Origin of the sequence: Cyanothece sp. BG0011 (assembly GCF_003013815.1) — a bacterium.
Classification (GTDB): Bacteria; Cyanobacteriota; Cyanobacteriia; order Cyanobacteriales; family Microcystaceae; genus Crocosphaera.
Window position 1 is genome coordinate 1 of record NZ_PRLH01000092.1, and the last position, 25,077, is coordinate 25,077.

The following is a 25,077-nucleotide window of genomic DNA, read 5'->3' on the forward strand; positions in this document are numbered from 1 at the left end:
TAATTGATCACGAATAACACGAATAATGCGGTTAGCTTCTGTTGCCTCACAAGTATCTCCGGTGCCGATAGCCCAGATCGGTTCATAGGCAATCACTAATTTGCTTTGGTCTACATCGACTAGCCCTTTTTGCAATTGATTAATAATAACGCTTTCAGCTTCTCCTGCGTCCCGTTGTTCTTTGGTTTCTCCCACACAGAGAATAGGCGTGAGGCCATGACGTTGGGCTGCAATCACCCGTAAATTAGCGGTTTCGTCCGTTTCTCCGAAGTATTGACGACGTTCGCTATGGCCGATGACCACATAATCGACACTTAATTCCGTTAACATTGGTCCAGAAATTTCACCGGTATAAGCCCCTTTATCTTCCCAGTGGAGATTCTGGGCCCCTAAACGTACTTTTCCCCCATGTAAGCTTTTGGATAGGATGCTAAGGGCTGTAAAGGGGACACACAGAATAATCTCTCTGGCTTCGTCTGTCTCTTCTACTTTTGATTTTAATACTGTTAAAAACTCTAAGGCTTCGGCCTGAGTTTTGTGCATTTTTCCAGTTACCTGCAATGATAATTTTTCCGACAGCCATTTTCAATAATCTACATCAACAATGATTTTGCAAACTTCTAGTTTAGTCTGAATGGGGTATTTCTGAATAGTGTTAGGAGGAATTAATACTGCCAAGACAAGGCCAAGACAAGTTAAGATATGTATGATAAGAAAGGTGGTTTCCTGAGCGTGGCAACATAGGCTATCCATGAAACCAGACTGCTTAATACCCTGTTGGGAGGGAATAATTTTGGACGAACTGCGATCAGCCTTAGAAATGGCTACAGAAGAGGAATTACGTCAGTTAACTCAAGTTCTCTTTTGCCGTAAATTTAATCCTCTTGATTATTTACAAACTCCCGATCCCATTGAAATTGAAAGTCAGGATTGGGATCAATGGTTAGACAAAATTGAGGCGAGATTTCGTTTTTTGGCCTCCGACGGGTTGACGGTGCTAAAACGTAAAACGAAAAGGTTTAGTTATCGTCAAACTTTAATTCGTGTTTGTCACTATCTGAAAATCCCTTATTCTAATGAAATGTCCACGATAGATATTGAAGCGGATATTTTCTTGAATTTATTGGGGAAAGCTTGGAAAAATTTACCCCCGGCTCAACAGAATCGTTTAATGACACAAATACAAGCATCTTTGGCTAAATCGAATATTCCTGATGCCCTACCGGTGCAACTGCAACATAATCCCATGAACCTGGTGTTAAAGGGTAGCAGTGTGGTTGCGGTTAATTCTATTGTGAAACCTTTACTGCTCAAACATATTGCTCAACAGTTTGCTCTGCATTTTGCCCGTTATCAAGTGGCTCAGCAAGGGATGATTCGCGGTGGGGCTGCGGTGGCTAACCAATTGGCAGTTAATACCGCCCGACGGGGAATGGCCCTGACAGCAGCCCGTTACGGCGCGGTGAGAGGGGTTTTATCGTTTGTTGGCCCGGTGTTGTGGGGTTGGTTTTTGGCCGATCTGGGTTGGCGGGCGATCGCCACTAACTATGGTCGTATTATTCCTGTTATTTTTGCCCTAGCTCAAATTCGCCTCACTCGCACAGAAACTTGGGAACTTGCTTAATGGCTAATCCATAATTAATAATGAATCCTTAATCGTTAAGATAAGTTTCTTTTCTATGAATCAATTAAATAAGAATAAAGCACATTGGTTAGGAAATACCCTAAAGTTTGGGGTATTCCTTTTACCGTTTTCGGCTGATTTTGGAGCCACTGCTCTTGGGGTTGTTTTATTGGGGTTATGGCAACAAAAATTTAAACAAATTATCAGCAACCCTATCAATTGGGGTTGGGGACTTTTATTTCTTTGGTTAATCTTAACTTCCCTGGTTGCGGTTTATCCTCTCTACAGTTGGGAAGGGTTAGGAAACTTTTTACCATCTTTTTTAATGATAGCATCGTTCCCCTTTTTTTTCAATCGTTTTAGGCGATTATATCAACTGGCTTGGTGGTTAGTTTTAACTTCTATTCCTGTGTGTTTTTTGGGGTTTATGCAGTTGTTTGCCGGTTGGGAAACCCCCTTATTTTTACATCGTATTGGTATTAAAATGATTGCTTATGGTCATCCCGATAGCAGGATGTCTTCTTTATTAATGTATGCGAATACGTTAGCCTTTTTTTTGGTGGTAGCCTTTACCTTATCCATTGGTTTATGGATTTTACATTATCGTCGTGATTCTATTATTAAACAGGATCGGATTAATGGGCAATTATTAATTCTAACTGTCGCTATTTTTTTCAATGGGATAGGCTTAATTTTAACTAATTCTAGGAGCGCTTGGGGACTGGCTGTCTTAGGTTTAATGGCGTTTGCTGTTTATTTACGTTGGTATTGGATTATTATTAGTGTTTTATTGGTTATCTTTCTTGTGGTTTGGGCCGCTTGGATTCCGGTTTATCAAGATATAATGCGTCAAATTGTTCCTAGTTATTTTTGGGCAAGATTAACCGATGAGTTGTATGATGATCGTTATGTTACGGCCTTACGAACCACTCAATGGGGTGTGGCTTGGGAAATGATGTTACAGCGTCCTTTGTGGGGTTGGGGATTGCGGAATTTTACCCCTATTTATCAAGAAAAAATGAATGTTTGGATGGGACACCCTCATAATTTATTTTTGATGTTATTGGCAGAAATTGGTATCATTGGTACTTTATTATTTAGTAGCTTAGTGGGAACGATTTTAGGTAAAGCCGTTACCTTAATGACTCGAATCAATCAGGAGTTTAAGGGATTAGAAAAAGATAAAAACAAAAACAATTTTTCTGAAAATGAAGCCAATTTTTTACTGTTATTTAGTTATTTAGTTGCCTTTAGTTTGTGCATTATTTTTAATCTCTTAGATGTTAGTATTTTTGATTTAAGAGTGAATTTAATCGGTTGGTTATTATTATCAGCCATTGCTGGTATTACATACAGTTATAAGGAAACTTTAAATTTTCGTCCATAGTCTTATTAATATAAAAAATAATCAAGTTCCCTACCCCCCTGCCCCCTACCACCCTGCCCCCCTCTACCCCCCCTGCCCCCCTTTAAAAGGGGGGTGTGGGGGGTGTGGGGGGTAGGGGGGATATAGCTAGTTTTAGCGAAGGCGCAAGATGTGAGTCTTACCTATCCGCTTTAATAGACTCATTGAAATTAACTTGAATGAGTTTAGGAATAGGGTGAATAGATTGAAATTCATTGGGTAAATCACTCCATTGCCAAGCTTCATTAAATTCTACTTGTTCGTTTCCACAATCACCTGTGGTTAACAATTTATTAGTCCAAATACTACCAGTAAATTGAGCAGATTCTGAATTGGGATTGTTGGTTTTAATTCCTAATTCATAATGAGGGGCAACAATAAAAGCGGATAAATTATCAAATTGTAAACACATTTTAGCTTCTTCATAAGCAACAATAATAAAATTTTCAGGGGAACAAGCATTAGACGACTCACATTTATGGACAATCTCCGATATATTAATATCTCCAACAACATATAAAATAATGATAGATTCACCTTGAAAATCGGAATTAACGATTAATGAATCGATTTCTTCTAGATGATTAATGAAATATTCATAGACATTTTTTTCTCCGTCCTTTTTTGTGGGTTTATCTTCTAATCGTGGTAATTTTAAAGAAATTTTATCTTCTTGTTCTTGGGTTTCTTCCTCTTCTGCAATTGATGGAAAATAGTGATTTTCTGGTAATCTCTCTTTAATCCCTTCTAAATCAGGTAATTCAGGGATTTTAACTGCTGTATATTTAGCCTGATGTCCCTCAACTTCCATTAAATTAACTTTTTCCACAGGAAAACTACAGTCATTTGCCCAAAGGTTTCCATTTACTTTAGCGTTGCCAATACCACTGCTTTGTTTGTTTCCAGTTAACCATAAGACAGGAACAGGTTTTGACAAATAATTATCATTAAAATTAATATCTATCTCATATTGTGCCTGATTTTCCTGTGCATTTTCTGTTTCAATGGTCGCTAAAACACGATTTCTATCGACTTGTTGAAAATCCACTAGAGAAAATTTTCCCATGGGTACATCAATGATATTATGTTCAGCTAAGTCTAAAATTCTCTGTTTTTTCTGTTTCCAATCTCCTTCTTTTTGACACAAACGTAAATTATGATTAAACTCACGGGATTTTTCCGACAAATTAGGAGAGTTTAAGTATTTTTCCCAATCATCTAAATTATATTCAAGTAATTGATTATGTTCAATTAATAAGGCTTGAAGATTAACTTTTGCTGTTTCGGCTACACTTAAATTTTGCTGACTAATGGTAATCGATGTTTCAATATTATTACTTAGATTGTTGCTTCGTGCAAGTAAAGCGGCTGTGGCAACAGTCCCAACGGTTCCCAATACCATGACCATAAATAGGGCAAAACCTGTATTAGAATTGTGTTTCTTGGCGTTGAAACAGAAGCGTAATAATGTTAAATATTTAAAAATCATAGTTATTAAGACTTATCAAAAATGTTGAGATACTTGGGTTAGGGTTAAATATTTAACCAGAGAAAGACGAATAGCTGACACAACATTCTTTTTAAAATGCTGGTTTACCTGTTGATTTTACCGATGAATATCAACAGCGAATTGAAACTATGGGGTCTACACTTTTAACATACCCTTTTGAACATCAAAGTTATCACTTACTCATGGGTAAAAATCCCGAAATATCAAAATATGAATTCTTAAAAATCAGTATTTCACCTGGCAGGAAAATTACGTTAAATTTTAAACCTAGTGCTATTTAATAACAATTTTTGAGCAAATCAGAAATACTATCTACAATAATAATAGAAGTATTTAAGGTTTTAGATACTTCTTCAACCCTCATATCATCTAAAAAGACGGTATCATGTTGTTTTAACATAAGAGAAGGTAATAAAATGCCATCCCCTAGGTCTCTATCTTTTAATTTGGAGATAATATCTTGTCCGGTTAATAACCCTGTTACTGTAATTTCTTGTCCCCAATAGTCACTATTTAAAGCGGCTAATTTTATGGTTAAATTGTCCACTTCATTTAACTGTTTAACTAAGGGTTGAAAAGCGTTTTCTACAGCATTACCCACGACCCAAGTTAGGGTTTTTGGCTGGTCTATTGTTTCAGGTAATAATTGTTTAGCAGTGTCCTGAAATTCTCTAATAAATCGACGAATTGAGCCTACCCCATTGCCAATTTGGGGATAATCTTCATAATGGGATTCTGGGGGTAATTCTTCTTGTGCAATTAAAAACCATTCATCAGCTAACCAAGCAAAATGACTGTTAAACTTTTGGTAAAATTCTTGTTGTAACCCTTTAACCTGTTTAATCACTTCTTTAGCCTTTTCTTGACTCACAGGAATTAATTCATCTTTGGTAGGACGAAATTTAGTTAACCCCACAGGAACCACAGCTGCTGATAGAATGGTAGGGATTTCTCCTAGATGAAACTCTGATAAATCTTTTAATGTTCGTTCTAAATGAACACCGTCATTAATTCCAGGACAAACCACCACTTGAGCATGAATTTGTAGCCGTCTTTCTTGAAACCATTTAAACTGTTCTTTAATTAACCCTGCCCGTTCATTTTTTTAAGAGTCTAATTCTAATATCGGGTTCCGTTGCGTGTACGGAAACAAATAAAGGAGATAAGCGCATGGCTTCAATGCGTTGCCATTCTTTTTGGGTTAAATTGGTTAAAGTTAAATAACTGCCATAGAGAAAACTTAAGCGATAATCATCATCCTTCAAATATAAAGTATCTCGTTTTCCGGGGGGTTGTTGGTCAATAAAACAAAACGGACAACGATTATTACATTGAATGAGACCATCAAATAAAGCGGTTTCAAACTCTAACCCTAAATTATCATCATAGTCTTTTTCAATTTCAACTTGATGAATCTTCCCGTGACTATCTAATACCTCTAACGCTAAAAATTCATCCGCACACAAAAAATTATAATCAATTAAATCACGGGGTTGAGTTCCATTAATAGAAACGATGGCATCTCCGACTTCAAAGCCAACCTCTTCGGCAATAGAACCCGGCAAAACATTTGTAATTTTAGCAGGACGAACGGAAGATAAAGTCATAGATAGAATTTAGAATGTAGAATTTAGAATGTAGAATTATCAATTAGTGGCAGATAAAGCAAATTATAATAATTTTCAAAAAATTTAAGGTTTTTACAATAGTATCTCTAGAAAAATCTTGTTAGATTTAGGAGTGAATGATGATCGTTGGGATGGTTATGTGTCCTCACAATTAAACTTTCTATAACGATCATATCTTAACGGGTCTTGTCTCAGGCAAGAATCAGGTCAGAGAAACAACGCAACAGGGTATTACAAAAAGTTTGGCTATTTGATGGATAGTTATATAACTCCTGACTCTGTGACTCGGTGACTCCTGATTCCTGACCAATACCCGAAATATTGATGAATGCTTAGAAAATGTCAATGAACCTTGCTAATTTTCCTTGGTTAACCACCATTATTCTCTTTCCCATTGTGGCAGCCTTGTTAATACCCATCATTCCCGATAAAGATGGTAAAACCGTGCGCTGGTACGCTTTAACAGTGGGTTTAATCGATTTTGCTATTATTGTATACGCTTTTTATACAGGGTATGACCTCAGCAATCCCAACCTACAGCTAGTGGAAAGCTATGCTTGGGTTCCGGAACTAGACCTAAAATGGTCTGTGGGGGCTGATGGCTTGGCCATGCCTCTGATTTTATTAACCGGCTTTATCACCACTTTGGCCACCATGGCCGCTTGGCCTGTTACCTTTAAGCCCAAACTCTTTTATTTTCTCATGTTAGCCATGTACGGGGGACAAATTGCCGTCTTTGCGGTACAGGATATGTTATTGTTCTTCCTGGTGTGGGAATTGGAATTAGTCCCGGTTTATCTGATTTTGTCAATTTGGGGCGGAAAACGGAGACTTTACGCAGCCACTAAGTTTATCCTCTACACGGCGGGGGGTTCTTTGTTTATCCTGGTAGGGGCTTTAACCATGGCCTTTTTTGGGGATACTGTCACCTTTGATATGAGTACCATTGCCGCCAAAGATATTCCTCTCAATCTACAATTATTCTTGTATGCGGGTTTCCTCATCGCCTACGGAGTAAAATTGCCCATCTTTCCCCTGCATACTTGGCTACCGGATGCCCACGGGGAAGCCACCGCACCGGCCCATATGTTACTGGCAGGTATTCTCTTAAAAATGGGAGGTTATGCCCTCTTGCGGATGAATGCCGGGATGTTACCAGATGCCCACGCCTATTTTGCCCCGGTATTAGTTATTTTAGGGGTGGTAAATATTATCTATGCGGCGTTAACCTCCTTTGCCCAACGAAACTTAAAACGAAAAATCGCCTATTCTTCTATCTCTCACATGGGGTTTGTGTTGATAGGTATCGCTTCGTTTACCGATATTGGACTCAGTGGGGCCATGTTACAGATGATTTCCCACGGTTTAATTGGGGCGAGTCTCTTCTTTATGGTAGGGGCAACCTATGACCGTACTCATACCCTGATGTTAGACGAAATGGGCGGTATTGGGAAGAAAATGAAGAAGGTGTTTGCCATGTGGACCACTTGTTCAATGGCTTCTTTAGCATTGCCAGGAATGAGTGGGTTTGTAGCAGAATTAATGGTATTTGTGGGCTTTGCCACCAGTGACGCTTATAACTCTACTTTCAAAGTTATCATCGTCTTTTTAGCTGCGGTGGGTGTCATTTTAACCCCCATTTATTTACTGTCCATGTTACGTGAAATGTTATACGGACCTGAGAATAAAGAGTTAGTTTCCCATACCAAACTTATTGACGCAGAACCCAGGGAAGTGTTTATTATTGGGTGTTTATTAATCCCCATTATTGGCATTGGTTTGTATCCGAAAATCGTTACGCAGATTTATGATTCAACCACTACTCAATTAACCACTTTGTTACGTCAATCTGTGCCTAGTTTAGTCGAAGAAATGGAAGTGGCTTCTCGCTATGATATGGCAGTGAAAGCCCCGATGATTAAATAGGGATTTAGCTTTTAAACGATGATTAAAAAGCCTACTTTATAGTGGGCTTTTTTCCTTCTCTCTTGGGGATTTTCTGCCAGCAACAGTAATCATAATTTTCACCACTCCTCTCGGTTGAGATAAACTATTTTTATTATGAATTGTTTTTAATAAAGGATCTTCTTCTACAAAAGTGTTTTGAATTATAATATGTGATCTTTATAATTAAAATTTATACTGAAACTCTTGTATTGCCCACTCAAACCGATGTTCTATAAGTTTTCGAGTTTGATCGGTATAGTAGCTCTGATAATCTCTATGTTTGCTCTGATTGCGATGAGACAACTTTGAATCATTAAAATCTAAAACTTTACAGATATGTTGCCAATCTACTTCTAAATTTTCAAATCTCCCGACAAATTTCACAATAATCTGACCCTGTTCATCAGCTATCCAGTCAACTAGATTTCCCCATCGATCATTAATCATATTTTGTCCGTAAACTGAATTAATGAAAGCTGAAAAACTACCTAAGAGGCGAATTTCTTCTGCTTGTTTACGAACTCTTTCCTTCCTTGAAGCAGGGGCTATCTGTAACCACCAAAAGTAGCTTGATACCATCAAATCCCAAGGATTTCTAACAAAAGCAAAGGAAAAAATATCTTCCCAAACTCGTTCTCCCATAACTACCTTAAAATCATTAGCTTTTGCATGGAGTGCAGGAAGATCAATGCCTTTGGATTTACGGATAATATTTAGTAATGAATATTTAGGATAGGGTCTAACTGTTGTATATCGATTACGATGTAAAGCTCTCATGAGACTAGTACCTGCTGTCTTAGGAATATGAATCATGACTAAGCTTGGTTTGCACTCATTAATTTTAGAGTAAAGAGACATACCTTAACAATATTTTAACAAAAGAAGATTTCATTATATTCTAGTATTCAAAGCGCATTTTAACAACTCCACACTGCTTCATGAAACCTAGACAAACCTGGACAGGCTTGTTGTTCAATTCCTGCTTCAACCAAGGGAGACGGCTCCTTCTTGTCCACAGGCGTTCACCGATAAGCCATCGGCATTCTTGATCCAACCTTCGATATTTTTTGAGGCGTTGAGATCCCTGTCCATAACTTGGCCACAATTTTGACAATAATAAACTCTTTCAAATAAGGGCATATCTTGTATATTTCCGCAGACTGAACAAGTTTTTGAACTGGGGAACCACCTATCTACTATGGTTAACAAAAAGCCAAAACATTCTTGTTTATAACTCAACAATTCTCGAAAACGATACAATCCTAAATTAGATAAGGCATCGGATAATTTGTGGTTAGCCATCATCCCTTTTATGTTTAAATCTTCTATGAGAATATGTTGATAAGTTTTGGCCAATAATGTGGTGGTTTTTTGCAGAAAATCTTCTCGAATGTTGGTTATTCTTTTATGCTTTTTTCTTAGTTTCTGGTAATATTTAACCGCATTTTTAGATGCAGAGATTCCAGAACGACGGTTGCTGTGTACCTTATTTCTGTTTCTCCATTGTATCTTTCCTAGCTTGGTTTTCGCTTTTTTGATGGAAGATGGAGCCTCCAAGGTGTTTCCGTCACTAAGAGTGGCAAAAGTTTTTATTCCTAAGTCAATTCCTACTTTTTTATGGCAGTGTTTCATCTCAGGTCTTTTACAAGCTGAAACGGCAAAACTTATATACCATTTCCCTGCAGACCTCGATATAGTAAAGGTTTGAGAAACACAGTTATAAGGGATAGCCTCTTTTAATCTGAATGTTCCCAAAGTAGGAATTTTTATCTTTTTTCCCTCCTTGACTAATACCTTACCGTTAGAACTATCTACTGTAAAACTACAGTGATCTTTCTTCTTTTTAAAACGAGGTAAGTCTGCTTTTATTTTAGGCTCTCTCCAACGGGAAAATGCTTTTTTCAAGTCCCTAAAAGCATTCTGATAAATGCGAGATGAATATTTATTTGTCCATAAATATTCTGTTTGCTTTTTAGTAATGTTTGTAAAGACTTTCTTGATAGCATCTAACCGTTTTGAGTCACTGCCAGAAATTTCGGGAATATCCCAGGTGGATTTGAGTAAAGATAAGCCATGATTGTATACAAAGCGAGAAAAGCCAGCACAGCCAGCAAAAAAGCTCTTTTCTTTGTTATTCAGCTTTAATTCTCTCTTAATTGCGTACATGATTAGCTCTTTGACTCCCCTCAGAGCTAACACCGAGCGAAGTCGAGGTGTTAGCATTGAATCTCTTGTTGACATTCTAAGGAATTGTCTAGGTTTTTGTCAAGGTTCTCTTTGAGCTTTTTCTTATAATTCCTTGTTCCATAGAGACGACAACTAAAGCAATGAATGATGGCCATCATGTCCTCAACCAGTTCTTGTTGTGGAGATAATAAATCATTATTAGCCACAATTATCTTTGTACCATTTATGGTTGCTATTTGTTCTACTAAATCAAAGGCAAATCGACATAATCTATCTTTATGTGCCACGTAAATAGATTCAACTTGTCCTGTCATAACTTGTGACAACAGTGTTAAAAATTTTTTCCGTTTAAAATTTAATCCCCCACCTATTTCTTTTATGACTTTATCTATGGTTATCCCCTTAGCTGTACAAAATTGTTTCATTGCCTCTACTTGGTTGGATAGTTCGGGTTTTTGAGCATTTGAGGACACCCGACAATAAATTACATTAATACGAGGGGTTTTTATTATTCCTTTAATCTGATTAACGTGTTCATCTGTGTAGTATCTATGACCACCTACAGTTCTTAATGGCTTCAGTTTTCCAGAGGAGTCCCATCGATGTAATGTTTTGACACTAACTCCTGCTAAATCGGCAAATTCACTTGGTCTATAGTGCATCCTAGACATTCTGTATAGGTATGTCGAGTATTGTACAGGTTTTTGTCTTCTAGAAAAAGCTCCTGTAGGGTGGAGGTAGATGTTACCATCGTACCCCTCCCATCCAAAACCGTGCTTGCGATTTTCATCGCACACGGCTACTCAATATATTTATCCTTGTCGGTGGAAGATCATACCTTTTGATTTGATGTTATTAGAATGTTATTTTCCCAGTACCAAACGAATTTGTTTAATTCTTGGTTTATGAGTTTGAATCTCTATGTGGATTGATGTTTTCTAAGGTATTTCATCTCTAAGGTACTTTTTTAATCGTGGCGATGTCCGTGAAGAAGTTGAAGGTTTTTATATTTGTCATAATGGTTTCTAATTTCAAAAAAAAGAAAATAGGTTATTTTACTGACGGATTGTCGCCTAAAAATTGATAATCTAACACAGGGCTTGTAAAGCCAACTGAACCCGCGCACAAACCCCTAATTCTTGCTCAATTTCTAACTGCTTTTCTAATCGTTCAACAATCGAATTAACGAAACCTTCTTCATCCAGAGAAACCGCTAAATTTTGCAGTCCCACCACCGCCGCATAACGCACCACCCATTCAGGGTCATCTAATACCTTAAATAACGTCTCAATCGCCTGTTTTTGCCCCTCAGAAGCCTCTGAACTCGATAATTTGGACCATCCGATATAACCTAGTCCTTTCGCAGCCGAACGGCGCACACTCATAGAAAAATCCGTTAACGCTGCCTCTTGGAGATGGTCTAACGCTGACGGATGACCAATACCGGCCAATGCGCGAGTTGCCCAGGCCCGGGCCCCATAATTATAGCCATCAATCTGTTGTAGGAGATAAGGCACACTGAGATCACCCAGATTAATCAACCCCTCCACTGCCGCCACGGCAGCCCCCGGATTATTGTAGCCCAACGCCTCAATTAAGGGTGGGATCGCCTTTTCATGTCCACTAGAAGCCAAAGACCGAACCGCCATGAGTAACCCCACCGCAGAATCGGCCGTTTCGACTTCTTTAATTAAATCGTGAATGTCTTGATCTTCCATTATTCATTGAGACCTAATAAGCGTTTCGTGTGGACCACCGCCACTACTATCACCGTATCACCATTCACTTGATAGATCACACGGTAAGTATAAGCCGGTTGATCGCGAAAGGTGGTATTATCCCCTTCGGTAATCAACTCTCCGGTTAACGGATTATCCTCCAACTGATTAGTAGCATCCAAAATCTGGCGTACCACCGCAGCAGCATAAGAAGGAGAATCACGGGCGATATAGGTCGCAATGGAATCAACATCTTCTACAGCTTTAGAAGACCAAATCACTCGATAAGCCATTTACTTAGTAGTCCCTCGACTTCCTCTTGTTGTAATATGGGTTCGCGTTCAGCGACCTGCAATCCTTGACGGATTTTTTCGAGAACATACAAATGATACTGGATATCTTCAATTGAACAATCATCTGGTAATTGATTCAAGATGGATTGGATTTTTTCCTTAATGCTATTCATAGGTGATGATTATCGTAATCTTTAATCTAACGTTAGGGATACTATGAGATTATATAGAAAATCTTTTTTTTTATCTTAGCCACAGTTCTCCGTAGGTTCCCTCACCAGATTTACGGTAAACTTTGTAACCGCTCTGGTAAAGGGACGGGAATTATGGATACAATATCTTAGATTACAGAACATCTTAGGCAATTTCTTAAAGTTTCTTAACAAAACGAATGCAAATTAGAAGACGACCCCCTAATCCTGCTGTAGAAGTCGATATCTTACGCTACCAAGTTCCTGATCCCAATGGACAGGCCCAACATATCCTAGAAGAAATCGTTTGGCACAAAGAAAAAGAAGTCGAACGAATGCGCGATCGCCTTTCTTTGTTAGACTTACGAAAACAAGAGAGAAACGCCCCACCAGCGAAAGATTTTTTAGGGGCGATTACCCAAGGAAAAACCCAACCGGCCTTAATTGCAGAAGTGAAAAAAGCCTCTCCGTCTAAGGGGGTGATTCGAGAAGACTTTGATCCGGTGGCCATTGCCCAAGCTTATGTTAAGGGTGGGGCCAGTTGTCTTTCCGTATTAACCGATAGTAAATTTTTCCAAGGTAGTTTTGATAATTTAGCCTTAGTGCGTCAAGCTGTCGATATTCCCCTATTGTGCAAAGAATTTATTATTTATCCCTATCAAATCTACTTAGCAAGGGTTAAAGGGGCCGATGCTGTTTTGTTAATTGCTGCCATTCTCAAAGATTCAGACTTACAATATTTCATCAAAATTATTCGCGCTTTAGGGATGACTCCTTTAGTTGAAGTTCATTCCTTAGAAGAAATGGATCGCGTGTTAGCTATTGAAGGGGTTTCTTTAATTGGCATTAATAACCGCAATTTAGAAACCTTTGAGGTTAGTTTAGAAACCACTCAACAATTATTAAAAGCTCGTCAAAATCAGATAAAAGACTTGGGAATTCATGTTGTTAGTGAATCAGGGATTCATACCCCCGAAGATTTACAAACCGTGAGAAATGCAGGGGCAAATGCTGTGTTAATAGGAGAATCTTTAGTTAAACAAACCGATCCTCAACAAGCTATTTCTCAGTTATTTAGCTTTTAGTGATAGTCCATTAGATTAATAAATTCTCTGAAAACCCAAGAACATCACTCCGTTTAATCTTGCCAGGGACGGAACAATTGATCAGCTTTAGTCATCATCTTTCTGTAGGTCTTAAACCCTGTCCTTAAGGACGGGGTTTAAAAAAATAAAGCTAGAAAAAAATTTTGGCTTTGTTTAGCCTTTGATGGTTTATGGTAGAAGTAAGCCACGAACTTAGTTTGTTAATTATTCTCTTACCAATAATTCTGATGAAATCTCTTCCTCTTCCCTCCCTCGTTCATTACGAATTACTACTACAATTGCTAGAGCGTAAAACTCTAGCGATGAGTTATGAAGAACCTAATTTGGAAAAACAAGTACAGCAACTTATTATTACCCTGCGTAAAGCCAGAGCGCAACAAAAACAACTCGAAGCCATTTGTCAACAAACCCATGTCCCTGTTGAGTATCATTGGTCTCTTAATAGTGTCGATGCATCAACCAATTCCAGTAACGACTCCTCAACCGACTCTGCCGTTAACTCTAACATCAACTCACAATGACTACCACAGAATCTTATGACCGAAAAAAAGGGTTCTACGCCTCCTATTTCAAGGGGATGAAAGCGGTCGAGGGATGGCGAGGTTTCCTCGCCATATCCAATCAACCAAGAGAAGAAGAGTTTTCCTTGTTTCAAGCCTCCAACTTGAGGTGGAGGTAATTCTAAATTCTACATTCTAAATTCTACATTCTGATTGACTTGGGATAAAGTAACTGTTTAGCATTCAAATTATCCCAATGAGATTCTTCAATCAGTTATTAGTCGCTCCTAATCTATAATTAATGATTGATCGGTCATAGTTTCACGATTCAAAGAGTAGCTTGTCAACCTAATTAAATAATTATTAATTATTAATTGATCAATCGAGTTGTGGATTTTATAATTTAGATAAATATTAAGGCCAGGGGACAATGAGCAATTATCCTTACGAAGAGAGAGAAAAAGATAAACTAATTCAAGACTTGCAAGCAGAAATTATCCGCTTAAAAGCCGATCAAAAAGTGGCTTTAACCATGCAAGAAACCTTACGAGAAAATGAAGAAAGATGGCAATTAGTGGTACAGGGAACTAATGAAGGAATTTGGGACTGGAATTTAAAAACCGATGAAATGTTTTTCTCCCCTCGTTGGAAAGAAATGTTAGGGTATGGGGATCAAGAATTACCCAATCATATTGATACCTGGAAACAATTACTTCATCCCCAAGATAGAGAAAGAATAATGAAAATTTTAGGGGATCACTTTGCTAAAAAAACCGATCATTATAGTGCAGAATTTCGTTTAAAATGTCAAGATGGCAACTATAAATGGATTCTTTCTAGGGGAAAAGCTTTGTGGGATGCAACAGGAAACCCAGTGAGAATGGCCGGCTCTCATACCGATATTAGCGATCGCAAAGATGAACAAATTCTCTTAACGTCCTTAATAGATTGTATCCCGGATCTGGTTTTTTGTAAAGACTCCAAAGGAGTCTATAAAATGTGTAATAATGCCTTTGAAACCTTTGCCGGACGAGATAGAAAAGATATCATTGGTAAAAGCGACTTTGAACTATTTCCCCCCGAAGAAGCCCTAGGATTTCGAGAACAAGATCGCTTTATGATGCTGCAAAAACAGTCCCATCGTAACGAGGAATGGGTCACCTATCCCAATGGGAAACGTCGCCTAGTTGATACCTTAAAAACCCCCTTTTGTTGTCCTGAAGGTAAACTCATGGGAACCATTGGCATTAGTCGAGATATTACTGATCGCAAACAAAAAGAAGAAGCGGTCAAAAAACAAGCAGAAAGAGATGCATTACTCAGTAATATTGCTCGACAATTAATTGACCAAGACTTAACAACGGCCGTTAATTTTGTCTTAGAATTCCTCGGAAAATTCACCCAATGCGATCGCAGTTATATTATCCGTTATTTTCCCGAAGAAAAAGTCTGGAGTATGCTGCATGAATGGTGTAGTGAATATATTCCATCAACCATTCAAGATTCTCAAAATATTCCCTTAGAAGTCTTTCCTTGGTTTTCCCAACAACTCATAGAAGGAAAATCAATTTGTATTAATCGTTTAGAAGATTTTCCCCCAGAAGCCACCGCAGAAAAAGAAGCCTATCAAAACAGTTTAAGTCCTAATTTATTGGTGGTTCCCATGATGACTAGGGGGCAAACCGTTGGCTATTTAGGCATCGATACCAACTTCTATAAAAAATGGACAAAAGAAGACGTTAACCTCTTAAAATTAGTGGGAGAATTAATGGCGATCGCCGAAGCCAGAGCTATTGCTGAAGAAGCCCAAAAAGAATCCCAGGCGAGGTTTGCAGGGATTTTAGACAATGCCAATGAAGCCATTATTTCCATTGATGAACAAGAAAAAATAACCCTCTTTAACCATGCAGCAGAACAAATATTTGGCTATCTTTCTGAAGAAGTTTTAGGTCGCCCCTTTAATCTTTTAATTCCCTCAAGGTTTACCGACGATCATCATCAACATATTAAAACCTTTCAAAACACCCCAGAAACAGCCAGACAAATGGGAGGTCGTCGTCCTGTTTTTGGACAACGAAAAGATGGCACAGAATTTTTAGCAGAAGTATCAATTTCTAAAATAAAGTTACGGGGAAAAACAATTTTTACGGCAATTATTAGGGATATTACCGAACGTAAACAAGCAGAAGAAGCCCTGAAACAAGCCAAAGAACAAGCTGATGCAGCCAACCGTGCTAAAAGTGAATTTTTAGCCAGTATGAGCCATGAACTCCGAACCCCTTTAAACGCGATTTTAGGCTTTACTCAAGTGATGCAACGGGATCATAATTTAAAAGAAGAACATAAACAAAATTTAGACATTATTGGCCGTAGTGGGGAACATTTATTAGAGTTAATCAACGACATCTTAGAGATGACCAAAATTGAAGCAGGTAGAACCACCTTTAACACCACTCAATTTGATCTCTATCGCCTCCTCGATAACTTAGAATCGATGCTGCATTTGAAAGCAGAAGAAAAACACTTACAACTGCTCTTTGAAAAAAATTCAGACCTGCCCCAATATATAGAAACCGATGAAGGAAAACTGCGACAAGTTTTGATTAACCTCTTAGGAAATGCCATTAAATTTACCCAAGAAGGGGGAGTAATTTTACGGATTAAAACCAACACAACCACTAACGAAAATAACCCTATCCTATTAACCTTTGAAATCGAAGACACAGGACCAGGTATTGCCGCCGAAGAAGTTAATCAACTGTTTGAAGCCTTCGGACAAACAGAAACCGGTCGTAACTCCAACGAAGGGACAGGATTAGGGTTGCCCATTAGTCGTAAATTTGTCCAATTAATGGGAGGAGACATCAGCGTTAGTAGTATCTTGGGCCAAGGTAGTTTATTCACTTTTACCATTAAGGCAACGGTGGTTGCCGGTCATACCATTCCCATCAATAAACCCCCGCGTCGAGTCATTGGGTTAGTTGCCGGTCAACCTCAACATCGAATTTTAGCCGTGGATGACCGTCTAGAAAGTCGTATTTTACTGGTTAAGTTATTATCTTCGATGGGGTTTAATGTTCGTCAAGCCAGCAACGGCCAAGAAGCATTAGACATCTGGGAACGTTGGCAACCCCACTTAATTTGGATGGATATGAGAATGCCCATTATTGATGGTTATAAAGCCACCCAACACATTAAAGGAACCCCCCAAGGACAAGAAACGGTTATTATTGCCTTAACAGCCAGTGCCTTTGAAGAAGAGCGAAATTTAGTCCTATCAGCAGGGTGTGATGATTTTATGCGAAAACCTTTCCGAGAAGATGTGTTATGGGAGAAAATTGCTCAACATCTCGGTGTTGAATATATTTATGAAGACATCGATCAAGAAAATGGTTCCTGTCTACACGGTACAGTGATCACCCCAGAAACAACCTCTCAATTACAACGACTTCTACAAACAATGCCCCCCCAATGGATTAAACAACTTCATCAAGCCGCCTTAGAATGTAGTGACGATGGCATACTCGCATTAGTCAATCACATTCCCCCTGATAGTCAACCCCTAGCCATCGCCCTTCAAGAATGGTCCGAAAACTTCCTTTTTGATTCTGTCCTCGAATTAACGCAAAGTATTATATAAATGTAGAATGTAGAATGTAGAATGTAGAATTTAATTGTTGCCTAATTCTTAATTTTTAATTCTTAATTCTCTCTATGACCTCCGATTCTAGTAATATCTTAGTTGTTGATGATACCCCAGATAACTTGCGCTTACTCTCAGCCATGTTATCCGAACAAGGTTATAAAGTTCGTAAAGCCCTTAATGGAAAAACCGCTTTAAAGACCATTCATCAAGTTCCTGCAGATTTAATTTTATTAGACATTAATATGCCCTCTATGAATGGGTATGAAGTGTGTCAACAATTAAAAGATGATCCGACAACTCAAGATATTCCCATTATTTTTATTAGTGCCTTAGACGATGTTTTAGATAAAGTAAAAGCCTTTGAATTAGGAGGGGTTGATTATATTACCAAACCCTTTCAAGCCGAAGAAGTTATTGCTAGAATCGAAAATCAATTAACCATACAACGGCAAAAAAAACAACTGCAACAAGAAATTAAAGAAAGAGAAAAAACAGAACAAACCTTAAGAATTTATCTTCACGCCGTTTCCCATGATCTACGAAATCCAGTTTTAGGGTTTTCTATGATTTTGAAAAACTTTTTAAAGCAGAAAAAAGAGACAATAGAAATTTCGAGAAAAGTGTTAGAGCAAATGTCAAAAAGTTGCGATCGCCAACTAAATTTAATTAATTCTTTGGTAGAAACCCAACAATTTGAAATGGGAGGAATTCGCCTCAATCTTAAACCCTTAAACTTAGTCAAATTAACTCAACAATTAGCCACAGAATGGCAGCCGATGTTAACAGAAAAACAAGCCACCATTACTCTTGAGATTCCCCAAGATTTACCCCTGGTTCAAGGAGATAGCGATCGCCTCTGGCGGGTTCTCGAAAATCTGATGGCCAATGCCTTAAAACATAATGATCCGGGTATCCAATTAACCCTAAAAGCAGATATAATAAAACCAGAAAAAAATAACTTCAAACCCCATAAGATTCGCTGTAGTTTAGAAGATAATGGGGTGGGGATCAACTCTGAACTAGCAGCAACCTTATTTGAAAGATATCAAAGAGGGAACCAAGCTAAACAGACTTTAGGGTTAGGATTAGGGTTATATCTTTGCCGAAAAATTATTGAAGCTCATGGCGGAGAAATTGGGGTAATGACAGAACCCGGTCAGGGGGCAAAATTTTGGTTTAGCTTACCCATATCAGAGTCGTAAACCAACAACACTTTAATCTGATCAGCAAAATCAAATCTCACCATGTCAGAGAATCATGACATATTGATCCCCAAAAGGTTATCAATCCGTAAATTCCTGATAAATTGGTCAAACGACCCCTTGACCGTTGAGACTTAAGTTTTGTTACATAAGACTTAAGCCCGCAGTCCGACGAAATTAATCCTCAAAGCCATCGAGTCCGTAATTATCCCTAGGGATAGGACTGATGACCTCATGCCAGGAGCAATTAACCGTAAAAACTATCGGAGAGTGATCTCATGGCACCAGAAAGCCGCCCCCCACTAGAAGAGATGACCTTACGGCAGCTACGAAAAGTAGCCAGCGAATATAACATCTCCCGTTATAGCAGAATGCGTAAAGCGCAACTCTTAATTGCCATTAAGCAAGCCATACAACTAGATGCCCCCCAACTCATCGAAACTGAACCGAAAGCAAAGAGTGAGTCTAGCATTCAAGAAGCTCAAAAAGTAGAAGCCTCCAAGTTCCAGGTGGGACAAGAACACACCATCACCCAAGACGCAACGGAGATTCAAGAGGAACTCAGGAACATTTCTGGGAATAACCCAACTAATCGCATCGTTCTGTTACCCCGTGATCCCCAGTGGGCTTATGCCTACTGGACAGTTTCCCAAGCATCCAAAGACGCGTTAAAAGCCCAAGGAGGAGAACAACTGGCCCTACGGGTTTATGATGTCAGTGATATTGACCTCAACTATCAGAGTCCCCATAGCGTCCAAGAATATCTCTGCGATGATCTGACCCAAGAATGGTATCTTCCCATTCCCTTAAGCGATCGCGACTACGTTGTCGATATTGGTTATCGGAGTGCCGATGGACGTTGGTTAGTGTTAGCCCGTTCGGCCACCATGCACGTTCCGGCCCTTTATCCCTCTGACTGGATAGAAGATATTTTTGCCACCGTGAACTGGGACGACCCCATAGAAGACAATGTCATTGAACCCCTACTTCCCCCCAACCCAGTACAAACCAGATTTGCTGTGAGCGAACAAGTGGCAGAAGCCGCCAGGGTAGCCGGATCAGCCTTCGCTGCTTGGCAACAGATGGGCGGTTCCCCAGGGGGTTCGGTATCCTTCCCCTCTGGCCTAGGAATGTGGACCGTGCCAACGGTATCCGGTTTAACCCTGTCCGGCATTGGGATGGCCTCTGAAGCGTTAGTTCGTTCTCAGAAATTCTGGTTAGTGGCCGATGCTGAATTAATTGTCTATGGTGCCACAGAACCCGATGCCACCGTCTTAGTAGGGGGTCATCCCGTTAAACTGAATCCAGATGGAACCTTTCGCTTTCAAATGTCATTCCAGGATGGGATCATCGATTATCCCATCGTAGCCATTGCAGCCGATGGACAACAAACCCGTTCGATTCACATGAAATTTGAACGAGAAACCCCCTCTCGTCATACCAATAGTAAAGAAGAGGCAACGTTAGAACTGTTCGGATAACCCCGAATGGGCAACTCCGTCCCCAACGGTGCGCCTAGGGTTCTGCGAACCTACCCTAGAAAGGCCTCCTTGATACTCACAGTTAAATCCCTTTTCATACCATTCAGTTAGGTTGACCGCTTCTAAGGGAGTGACCTCGAAACAAGGAGGTTGTATGATTTGACTCACCCCAGCCCACATTAAACTACGGGTCACATCTAAAAAGGTTTTTAAATCAGATTCATGATTCCCCGGAACGCCCTTTTCTTTGGGGGTATCGACTTCAACGGCAATTCCTTTGGCACCCAGATGAATGTAAGATAACCATTTTGCTCTGGGGAGATGACTTTGTGAGGTGATCACTTTAACCTTATGAACTCCATGCTTTTGGAGAAGAGGAACAGAAAAGAAAAAATTATCAAAGGTTGAGTAAGCACATTGTTCAATCCAAACTTTATCCATTCGGGCTTGTTCTCTTTGGAAAATTAGCTTAATACAAGGGGGTTTCGAGCCTTGGGAAACAATGAGAGGAACCTCTTGATATTCGTATTGAGAGGCAATTTGGGCTGCATAAATTTCCCGTCGAATGCTTCCCCCTAAAACTAAAATGCCATCCACCGAATGATTAGTGTTTATGGGTAATCTTATAAACACATTAAATACTAAGCTGCTTAAAATAAAACCGATTAACAGTATAAAAAATAACTTAAATCGCTTTTTCCATTTTTTTTTCTTTAAACGGCCGGTTAAATCAAGTTTGGACTTGCTCACAATTTTAGTCTTTATCCTTAAGATTAGGGAAGAGTTTCACTCATGACTCCTTGATCAACTTTGTCATGATATTTAATCCTTGGTAGTCGATGTTTAAATCCACAGAGAATTTCCCAGGAGATGGTTCCTAACATTCTAGCCCAATGATCGGCGGTAATTTCTTGGTCTCCATCCTTACCCATTAAGGTCACCACGTCTCCTACTTTGACCTGACGAAGATGACTTACATCTAACATTAATTGATCCATGGTAATCGCACCAATTTGACGAACCCATTGACCTTGAATTAACACTTGGAGACGATTGGATAAATTACGGGGAACTCCATCAGCATAACCAATGCCCACTACCGCGATTTTCATCGGGCGATCGCTCACAAATTGATAACCGTAACTCACCCCTGTATTCGCCGGTATAGACTTAATTTGGGTAATTTTCGCTTTTACTTGCAAAACTGGCTTTAAAGGCACAATAGAGCGCAAGTGAGGAGCCGGATAAAGACCATATAACCCTAGTCCCACCCTAACTAAATCGTAGTGTAATTGGGGAGCAATGAGGGTGGCCGCAGAATTGGCAAAATGAAGACGAGGGGGTGCAATACCTTGCGCTTTGAGGTTAGCGATCGCCGTTTTAAACCGCTTATGCTGGAGATACATCTGACTGGGATCGGGATCATCGGCCGTCGCTAAATGGGAATAGACGCTACAGAGGTTTAAATAGGGTAATTGTCTGACTCGGGTGACAAATTCCGTTCCTTGGTGCCAGGGTATGCCTAAACGGGACATTCCGGTATCGAGTTTGAGGTGAACCGGTAAGGGTGTTTCTAACTGGGATAGGGTCTCAGAGACCATGATGGCCTGTTCAGGATAACATAGGGTCGGTTCTAGGTTCCAATGGGCCACGGCCGTGATTTCTTCGGGGGTGTTAATGGCCCCTAAAATCAGTATGGGGGCGGTGATGCCGGCTTCACGTAATTCGATCCCTTCCCCTAGGGTAGCCACAGCTAAAGCGGTTGCACCGGCTTTTAGGGCCGTTTGAGCCACGGCGATCGCCCCATGACCATAAGCATCTGCTTTGACAACGGCCATTAAAGCGGTTTTAGGGGACAATAATTGTTTAATTTGACCGACATTATGGCTTAATGCCGATAAATCGATTTCTACCCAGGCCCGTTGGCGAATAATTTCCGACAGATGATAATTGTAGCGATTTTTAGCAACAACCCCTGCCATTGAATCTTGACTTAACACCTTGTTTCACTCCTACTCACTCATCCATTACTATAAGGAATTGACAGTTATCCTAGCAGACGTAGAAACAGATGTAGATGATTCAAAAGAAAGAAACCGATCATTTGGGTTCGACTTCGGTCACGCGCCAACTCAATTTTAAGTTAAACCAGAAATTCCACAGGGTAACTAAGGCGATCGCTAAAAAGTTAGCAATATATTGGTTAAGATTAAACACATTATAGAAAATGTTTAAAAACAACACATTCAGAATTAATCCAGCTAAACAAATAAGATTAAACTTAATTAACCGTTTTAACCGTTGGCGTTTTCCCGGTTGTCGTCGCGAAATATCCCCAAAGGTCCACAAATCATTCCAGAGAAAATTATTAATAATGGCTAATTCGGCTGCAATAATTTTACTTCGGGTTAACGGCCATCCTAAGGTATTGACATCACTGAGTAAATATAAAACACCCATGTCCACAACCACCCCACTTAATCCCACCAGACAAAACTGGATAAATCGGGCTGAAATAGACAATCTCAACCGTAATAAATGCTGAATATATTCAATATATTGTTTCCAAGTAACCTTACTTTCCCCTGCTTGTCGTTCTCTGAATACATAACCTGCTTCAGCAATCCAGCGAATACGTCCCCTGGCGGCCACTTCAATCAAAATTTTATAGCCCACAGGACTTAATGAGCGACCAACAATGGCACTGCGACGTACCATAAAATAGCCACTCATGGGATCAGACAGACGACTGATGACTTCCGGGAGAATCAATAAACCCAACATTTGCGCCCCACGGGAAAGAAACCGTCTAATGATACTCCACTCACTCACGCCACCCCCTTCAACGTGGCGACTAGCTAAGGCTAAATCTGCCCCTTTTTCCATTTCCTCTAACAGTTGTGTGAGTACCTCCGGAGGGTGTTGTAAGTCCGCATCAATCACCCCTAAAATATCCCCTCTTGCTACCTGCCACCCTCGAATGACGGCCGTTGAAAGTCCTTTTTCTTCGATACGACGCATGACACGCAGTTGAGGATAGTCAGAAGTCAACTCTAAGGCTAATTTCCAAGTATGATCGGGGCTATTATCATCGACAACAATTAATTCATACTCTCCAGGAATAGTTTGATCGAGAATCTTGCTTAAAATTTCAACAATACTTTGAATGTTGCCTGCTTCTTTATAAGTGGGTAAGACTAAGGATAATTTTAGGGGAAAGTCAAGGGAGAAGTCTGATGTGATGGGACGTTCAAACACTTGAAATACGCCAGAAGGGACGGGAACGAGGGATTGATTCATCGTAAATTAATCAAATAGGTTGGTTAAATATTGAGTGTTATAGAGAATTTCAACTGATCCTGAAAATACCACAAAAGTCATTTTCTAGCTTCGTGCTGGCTTCATTTTTGCTAATATGTCTTTACCCTACATTGATGTTTTGATCCGATGAATCATATTATCACGACTCTTTCTTTAGGATTAGGATTGGCGTTTTATCCGGTACAGATGATCATTGCCCAAGAAATGCCATTACGCCAGGTTAACCCGACAGAAATTAATACCATTTGGTCAGAAGATGAACAAATTTGGGGAACGCCAGAAAATCCAGGGGATAAATGGTCTTTAATTCGGGCGATTAGCTATAGTTTACGCTATCTAGATACGCCCAAAGCCGCCGAAGTTTATAATAATTATCCCATTCAGGGTGTGACTCGCGATCGCGTTCGTCGTTCTTTGATTCGTTTTCAGGAATTATTGAAAACAGCGAAAACCCCAGACGCATTACAAGCAGCGATAGAAAAAGAGTTTACTTTATATCAATCGGTGGGTCACGATAATCAAGGGACGGTACATTTTACGGGGTATTTTGAACCGGTTTATACCGCTAGTCGTCAACGAACCTCTGAGTATCGTTATCCGTTATATTTTGAGCCGAAAGACTTTGCAAATTGGAAAAAACCCCACCCCACACGATTACAATTAGAGGGAAAAGATGGGTTAGGAAATAATAGTATTATTCGGGGTAATGAGTTAATTTGGATGCGCGATCGCTTGGAGGCTTATTTAGTTCATGTTCAAGGGTCTGCTAGGCTAAAATTAACCAATGGGGAAACCATTACAGTGGGTTATGATAGCAGTACGGATTATCCTTATATCAGTATTGGAAAAGAAGTGGTTAATGATGGTATTTTTGCTTTAAATGAGTTAACGTTACCCCGTTTAATGGAATATTTAAACGCAAATCCTGAACAACTTAGTAACTATTTACCCCGTAATAATCGCTTTATTTTCTTCCGCGAAACCAACGGCGCACCCCCCCAAGGAAATTTAAGTGTTCCTGTTACTGCTGAACGCTCCATTGCTACGGATAAATCCCTTATGCCTCCTGGTGCATTAGCATTAATTAAAACCCCGATTCCTTATATAACTAATACAGGAGAAATAGAAACAAAATTAGTCAGTCGTTATGTGTTAGATCAAGACACCGGTAGTGCTATTAAAGGACCCGGAAGAGTCGATATTTTTATGGGAACGGGTAAAGAAGCAGGTGATCGAGCCGGTTTAATTAGTAATGAGGGACAACTTTATTATTTACTATTAAAGAATTAATAGGTTAGGCGATCACTTTATTGTTTAT

At 39.5% G+C, this 25,077-nt stretch carries 19 protein-coding genes and 2 pseudogenes; 9 read left to right on the forward strand and 12 right to left on the reverse strand.

The genetic code is table 11. The annotated features are described in order from the left end of the window. Window positions 1–583: pseudogene (locus tag C4E06_RS10750) on the reverse strand (triose-phosphate isomerase); the annotation flags it as partial. Between the two features lie 210 nt (window positions 584–793). Here C4E06_RS10750 and C4E06_RS10755 point away from each other — a divergent pair. Both C4E06_RS10755 and C4E06_RS10760 read left to right on the forward strand, forming a co-directional pair. Beyond that, window positions 794–1,624, forward strand: a complete 831-nt coding sequence (locus tag C4E06_RS10755) for a YaaW family protein (protein WP_107668141.1) — start codon at window positions 794–796, stop codon at window positions 1,622–1,624. Window positions 1,625–1,679: 55 nt separating this feature from the next. Then, window positions 1,680–3,011 (forward strand): O-antigen ligase, encoded by a 1,332-nt coding sequence (locus C4E06_RS10760; RefSeq protein ID WP_107668053.1) that lies wholly within the window; start codon window positions 1,680–1,682, stop codon window positions 3,009–3,011. 157 nt (window positions 3,012–3,168) lie between these two features. Here C4E06_RS10760 and C4E06_RS10765 read toward each other — a convergent pair whose 3' ends face one another. Together C4E06_RS10765 and C4E06_RS10770 are read right to left on the reverse strand one after the other, a co-directional pair. Beyond that, on the reverse strand, window positions 3,169–4,518 hold the full coding sequence (locus C4E06_RS10765; RefSeq protein ID WP_107668054.1) for a hypothetical protein: 1,350 nt from the start codon (window positions 4,516–4,518) through the stop codon (window positions 3,169–3,171). Window positions 4,519–4,816: 298 nt separating this feature from the next. Further along, window positions 4,817–6,146: pseudogene (locus C4E06_RS10770) on the reverse strand (TIGR03279 family radical SAM protein). A gap of 366 nt (window positions 6,147–6,512) precedes the next feature. Here C4E06_RS10770 and C4E06_RS10775 point away from each other — a divergent pair. Beyond that, window positions 6,513–8,093, forward strand: coding sequence for an NAD(P)H-quinone oxidoreductase subunit 4 (locus C4E06_RS10775; protein WP_107668055.1), 1,581 nt, complete (start codon window positions 6,513–6,515; stop codon window positions 8,091–8,093). A 204-nt stretch (window positions 8,094–8,297) separates the two neighbouring features. Here the strand turns inward: C4E06_RS10775 and C4E06_RS10780 are convergent, their stop codons facing one another. The 6 genes from C4E06_RS10780 to C4E06_RS10805 form a co-directional block, all read right to left on the reverse strand. After that, entirely contained in the window at window positions 8,298–8,927 is a 630-nt protein-coding gene (locus C4E06_RS10780) for a sulfotransferase family 2 domain-containing protein (protein ID WP_198648537.1), read from the reverse strand. 171 nt (window positions 8,928–9,098) lie between these two features. Beyond that, window positions 9,099–10,280 carry an RNA-guided endonuclease TnpB family protein gene (locus C4E06_RS10785; RefSeq protein WP_107666397.1) on the reverse strand — a complete coding sequence of 394 codons (1,182 nt, stop codon included), beginning with the start codon at window positions 10,278–10,280 and terminating at the stop codon, window positions 9,099–9,101. Window positions 10,281–10,330: 50 nt separating this feature from the next. After that, window positions 10,331–10,963, reverse strand: a complete 633-nt coding sequence (locus C4E06_RS10790) for an IS607 family transposase (RefSeq protein ID WP_198648538.1) — start codon at window positions 10,961–10,963, stop codon at window positions 10,331–10,333. A 426-nt stretch (window positions 10,964–11,389) separates the two neighbouring features. Next, window positions 11,390–12,019, reverse strand: coding sequence for a HEAT repeat domain-containing protein (locus tag C4E06_RS10795; protein ID WP_107668057.1), 630 nt, complete (start codon window positions 12,017–12,019; stop codon window positions 11,390–11,392). After that, window positions 12,019–12,312 carry a type II toxin-antitoxin system RelE/ParE family toxin gene (locus tag C4E06_RS10800; RefSeq protein WP_107668058.1) on the reverse strand — a complete coding sequence of 98 codons (294 nt, stop codon included), beginning with the start codon at window positions 12,310–12,312 and terminating at the stop codon, window positions 12,019–12,021. Before C4E06_RS10800 ends, C4E06_RS10795 begins: the two co-directional genes overlap by 1 nt. Beyond that, window positions 12,297–12,485 (reverse strand): hypothetical protein, encoded by a 189-nt coding sequence (locus tag C4E06_RS10805; protein WP_008277089.1) that lies wholly within the window; start codon window positions 12,483–12,485, stop codon window positions 12,297–12,299. The genes C4E06_RS10800 and C4E06_RS10805 overlap by 16 nt, the downstream gene beginning before the upstream one ends. Before the next feature lie 218 nt (window positions 12,486–12,703). Between C4E06_RS10805 and trpC the strand changes: the two genes are divergently transcribed. The 5 genes from trpC to C4E06_RS10830 all read left to right on the forward strand — a co-directional run bounded on the left by trpC (window position 12,704) and on the right by C4E06_RS10830 (window position 20,438). Next, window positions 12,704–13,588 carry an indole-3-glycerol phosphate synthase TrpC gene (gene trpC / locus C4E06_RS10810; RefSeq protein ID WP_107668059.1) on the forward strand — a complete coding sequence of 295 codons (885 nt, stop codon included), beginning with the start codon at window positions 12,704–12,706 and terminating at the stop codon, window positions 13,586–13,588. A 248-nt stretch (window positions 13,589–13,836) separates the two neighbouring features. Further along, window positions 13,837–14,130: a DUF5340 domain-containing protein gene (locus C4E06_RS10815; RefSeq protein WP_198648539.1), complete on the forward strand. Its 294-nt coding sequence runs from the start codon at window positions 13,837–13,839 to the stop codon at window positions 14,128–14,130. A gap of 409 nt (window positions 14,131–14,539) precedes the next feature. Further along, window positions 14,540–17,749, forward strand: a complete 3,210-nt coding sequence (locus C4E06_RS10820) for a PAS domain S-box protein (protein ID WP_107668061.1) — start codon at window positions 14,540–14,542, stop codon at window positions 17,747–17,749. Window positions 17,750–17,823: 74 nt separating this feature from the next. Next, on the forward strand, window positions 17,824–18,957 hold the full coding sequence (locus C4E06_RS10825) for a hybrid sensor histidine kinase/response regulator (RefSeq protein WP_107668062.1): 1,134 nt from the start codon (window positions 17,824–17,826) through the stop codon (window positions 18,955–18,957). A 278-nt stretch (window positions 18,958–19,235) separates the two neighbouring features. Next, window positions 19,236–20,438 (forward strand): DUF4912 domain-containing protein, encoded by a 1,203-nt coding sequence (locus tag C4E06_RS10830; protein WP_107668063.1) that lies wholly within the window; start codon window positions 19,236–19,238, stop codon window positions 20,436–20,438. Here the strand turns inward: C4E06_RS10830 and C4E06_RS10835 are convergent. The 3 genes from C4E06_RS10835 to C4E06_RS10845 all read right to left on the reverse strand — a co-directional run bounded on the left by C4E06_RS10835 (window position 20,421) and on the right by C4E06_RS10845 (window position 23,738). Continuing rightward, the gene (locus tag C4E06_RS10835) at window positions 20,421–21,188 is read right to left on the reverse strand and encodes a YdcF family protein (protein WP_107668064.1); all 768 of its coding nucleotides are present in this window, start codon (window positions 21,186–21,188) and stop codon (window positions 20,421–20,423) included. The two genes, C4E06_RS10830 and C4E06_RS10835, sit on opposite strands and share 18 nt — an antisense overlap. A 23-nt stretch (window positions 21,189–21,211) precedes the next feature. Next, window positions 21,212–22,420 (reverse strand): alanine racemase, encoded by a 1,209-nt coding sequence (gene alr / locus C4E06_RS10840; RefSeq protein WP_198648545.1) that lies wholly within the window; start codon window positions 22,418–22,420, stop codon window positions 21,212–21,214. A 118-nt stretch (window positions 22,421–22,538) separates the two neighbouring features. Then, window positions 22,539–23,738 carry a glycosyltransferase gene (locus C4E06_RS10845; protein WP_107668066.1) on the reverse strand — a complete coding sequence of 400 codons (1,200 nt, stop codon included), beginning with the start codon at window positions 23,736–23,738 and terminating at the stop codon, window positions 22,539–22,541. A gap of 147 nt (window positions 23,739–23,885) precedes the next feature. Here C4E06_RS10845 and C4E06_RS10850 point away from each other — a divergent pair, with 147 nt between their 5' ends. Beyond that, complete coding sequence (locus C4E06_RS10850; RefSeq protein WP_107668067.1) at window positions 23,886–25,049, forward strand: murein transglycosylase A; 1,164 nt, start codon at window positions 23,886–23,888, stop codon at window positions 25,047–25,049. The last annotated feature ends 28 nt before the right edge of the window (window positions 25,050–25,077 follow it).

What these genes read in the sequence shown, in the direction of transcription:
- C4E06_RS10765 (WP_107668054.1), bottom strand. Translation starts at nt 4,518, where the DNA reads ATGATTTTTAAATATTTAACATTATTACGCTTCTGTTTCAACGCCAAG.
- C4E06_RS10820 (WP_107668061.1), top strand. Translation starts at nt 14,540, where the DNA reads ATGAGCAATTATCCTTACGAAGAGAGAGAAAAAGATAAACTAATTCAA.
- C4E06_RS10830 (WP_107668063.1), top strand. Translation starts at nt 19,236, where the DNA reads ATGGCACCAGAAAGCCGCCCCCCACTAGAAGAGATGACCTTACGGCAG.
- C4E06_RS10825 (WP_107668062.1), top strand. Translation starts at nt 17,824, where the DNA reads ATGACCTCCGATTCTAGTAATATCTTAGTTGTTGATGATACCCCAGAT.
- C4E06_RS10780 (WP_198648537.1), bottom strand. Translation starts at nt 8,927, where the DNA reads ATGATTCATATTCCTAAGACAGCAGGTACTAGTCTCATGAGAGCTTTA.
- C4E06_RS10760 (WP_107668053.1), top strand. Translation starts at nt 1,680, where the DNA reads ATGAATCAATTAAATAAGAATAAAGCACATTGGTTAGGAAATACCCTA.
- C4E06_RS10785 (WP_107666397.1), bottom strand. Translation starts at nt 10,280, where the DNA reads ATGTACGCAATTAAGAGAGAATTAAAGCTGAATAACAAAGAAAAGAGC.
- trpC (WP_107668059.1), top strand. Translation starts at nt 12,704, where the DNA reads ATGCAAATTAGAAGACGACCCCCTAATCCTGCTGTAGAAGTCGATATC.
- C4E06_RS10805 (WP_008277089.1), bottom strand. Translation starts at nt 12,485, where the DNA reads ATGAATAGCATTAAGGAAAAAATCCAATCCATCTTGAATCAATTACCA.
- C4E06_RS10850 (WP_107668067.1), top strand. Translation starts at nt 23,886, where the DNA reads ATGAATCATATTATCACGACTCTTTCTTTAGGATTAGGATTGGCGTTT.
- alr (WP_198648545.1), bottom strand. Translation starts at nt 22,420, where the DNA reads ATGGCAGGGGTTGTTGCTAAAAATCGCTACAATTATCATCTGTCGGAA.
- C4E06_RS10775 (WP_107668055.1), top strand. Translation starts at nt 6,513, where the DNA reads ATGAACCTTGCTAATTTTCCTTGGTTAACCACCATTATTCTCTTTCCC.
- C4E06_RS10790 (WP_198648538.1), bottom strand. Translation starts at nt 10,963, where the DNA reads ATGCACTATAGACCAAGTGAATTTGCCGATTTAGCAGGAGTTAGTGTC.
- C4E06_RS10800 (WP_107668058.1), bottom strand. Translation starts at nt 12,312, where the DNA reads ATGGCTTATCGAGTGATTTGGTCTTCTAAAGCTGTAGAAGATGTTGAT.
- C4E06_RS10795 (WP_107668057.1), bottom strand. Translation starts at nt 12,019, where the DNA reads ATGGAAGATCAAGACATTCACGATTTAATTAAAGAAGTCGAAACGGCC.
- C4E06_RS10845 (WP_107668066.1), bottom strand. Translation starts at nt 23,738, where the DNA reads ATGAATCAATCCCTCGTTCCCGTCCCTTCTGGCGTATTTCAAGTGTTT.
- C4E06_RS10815 (WP_198648539.1), top strand. Translation starts at nt 13,837, where the DNA reads ATGAAATCTCTTCCTCTTCCCTCCCTCGTTCATTACGAATTACTACTA.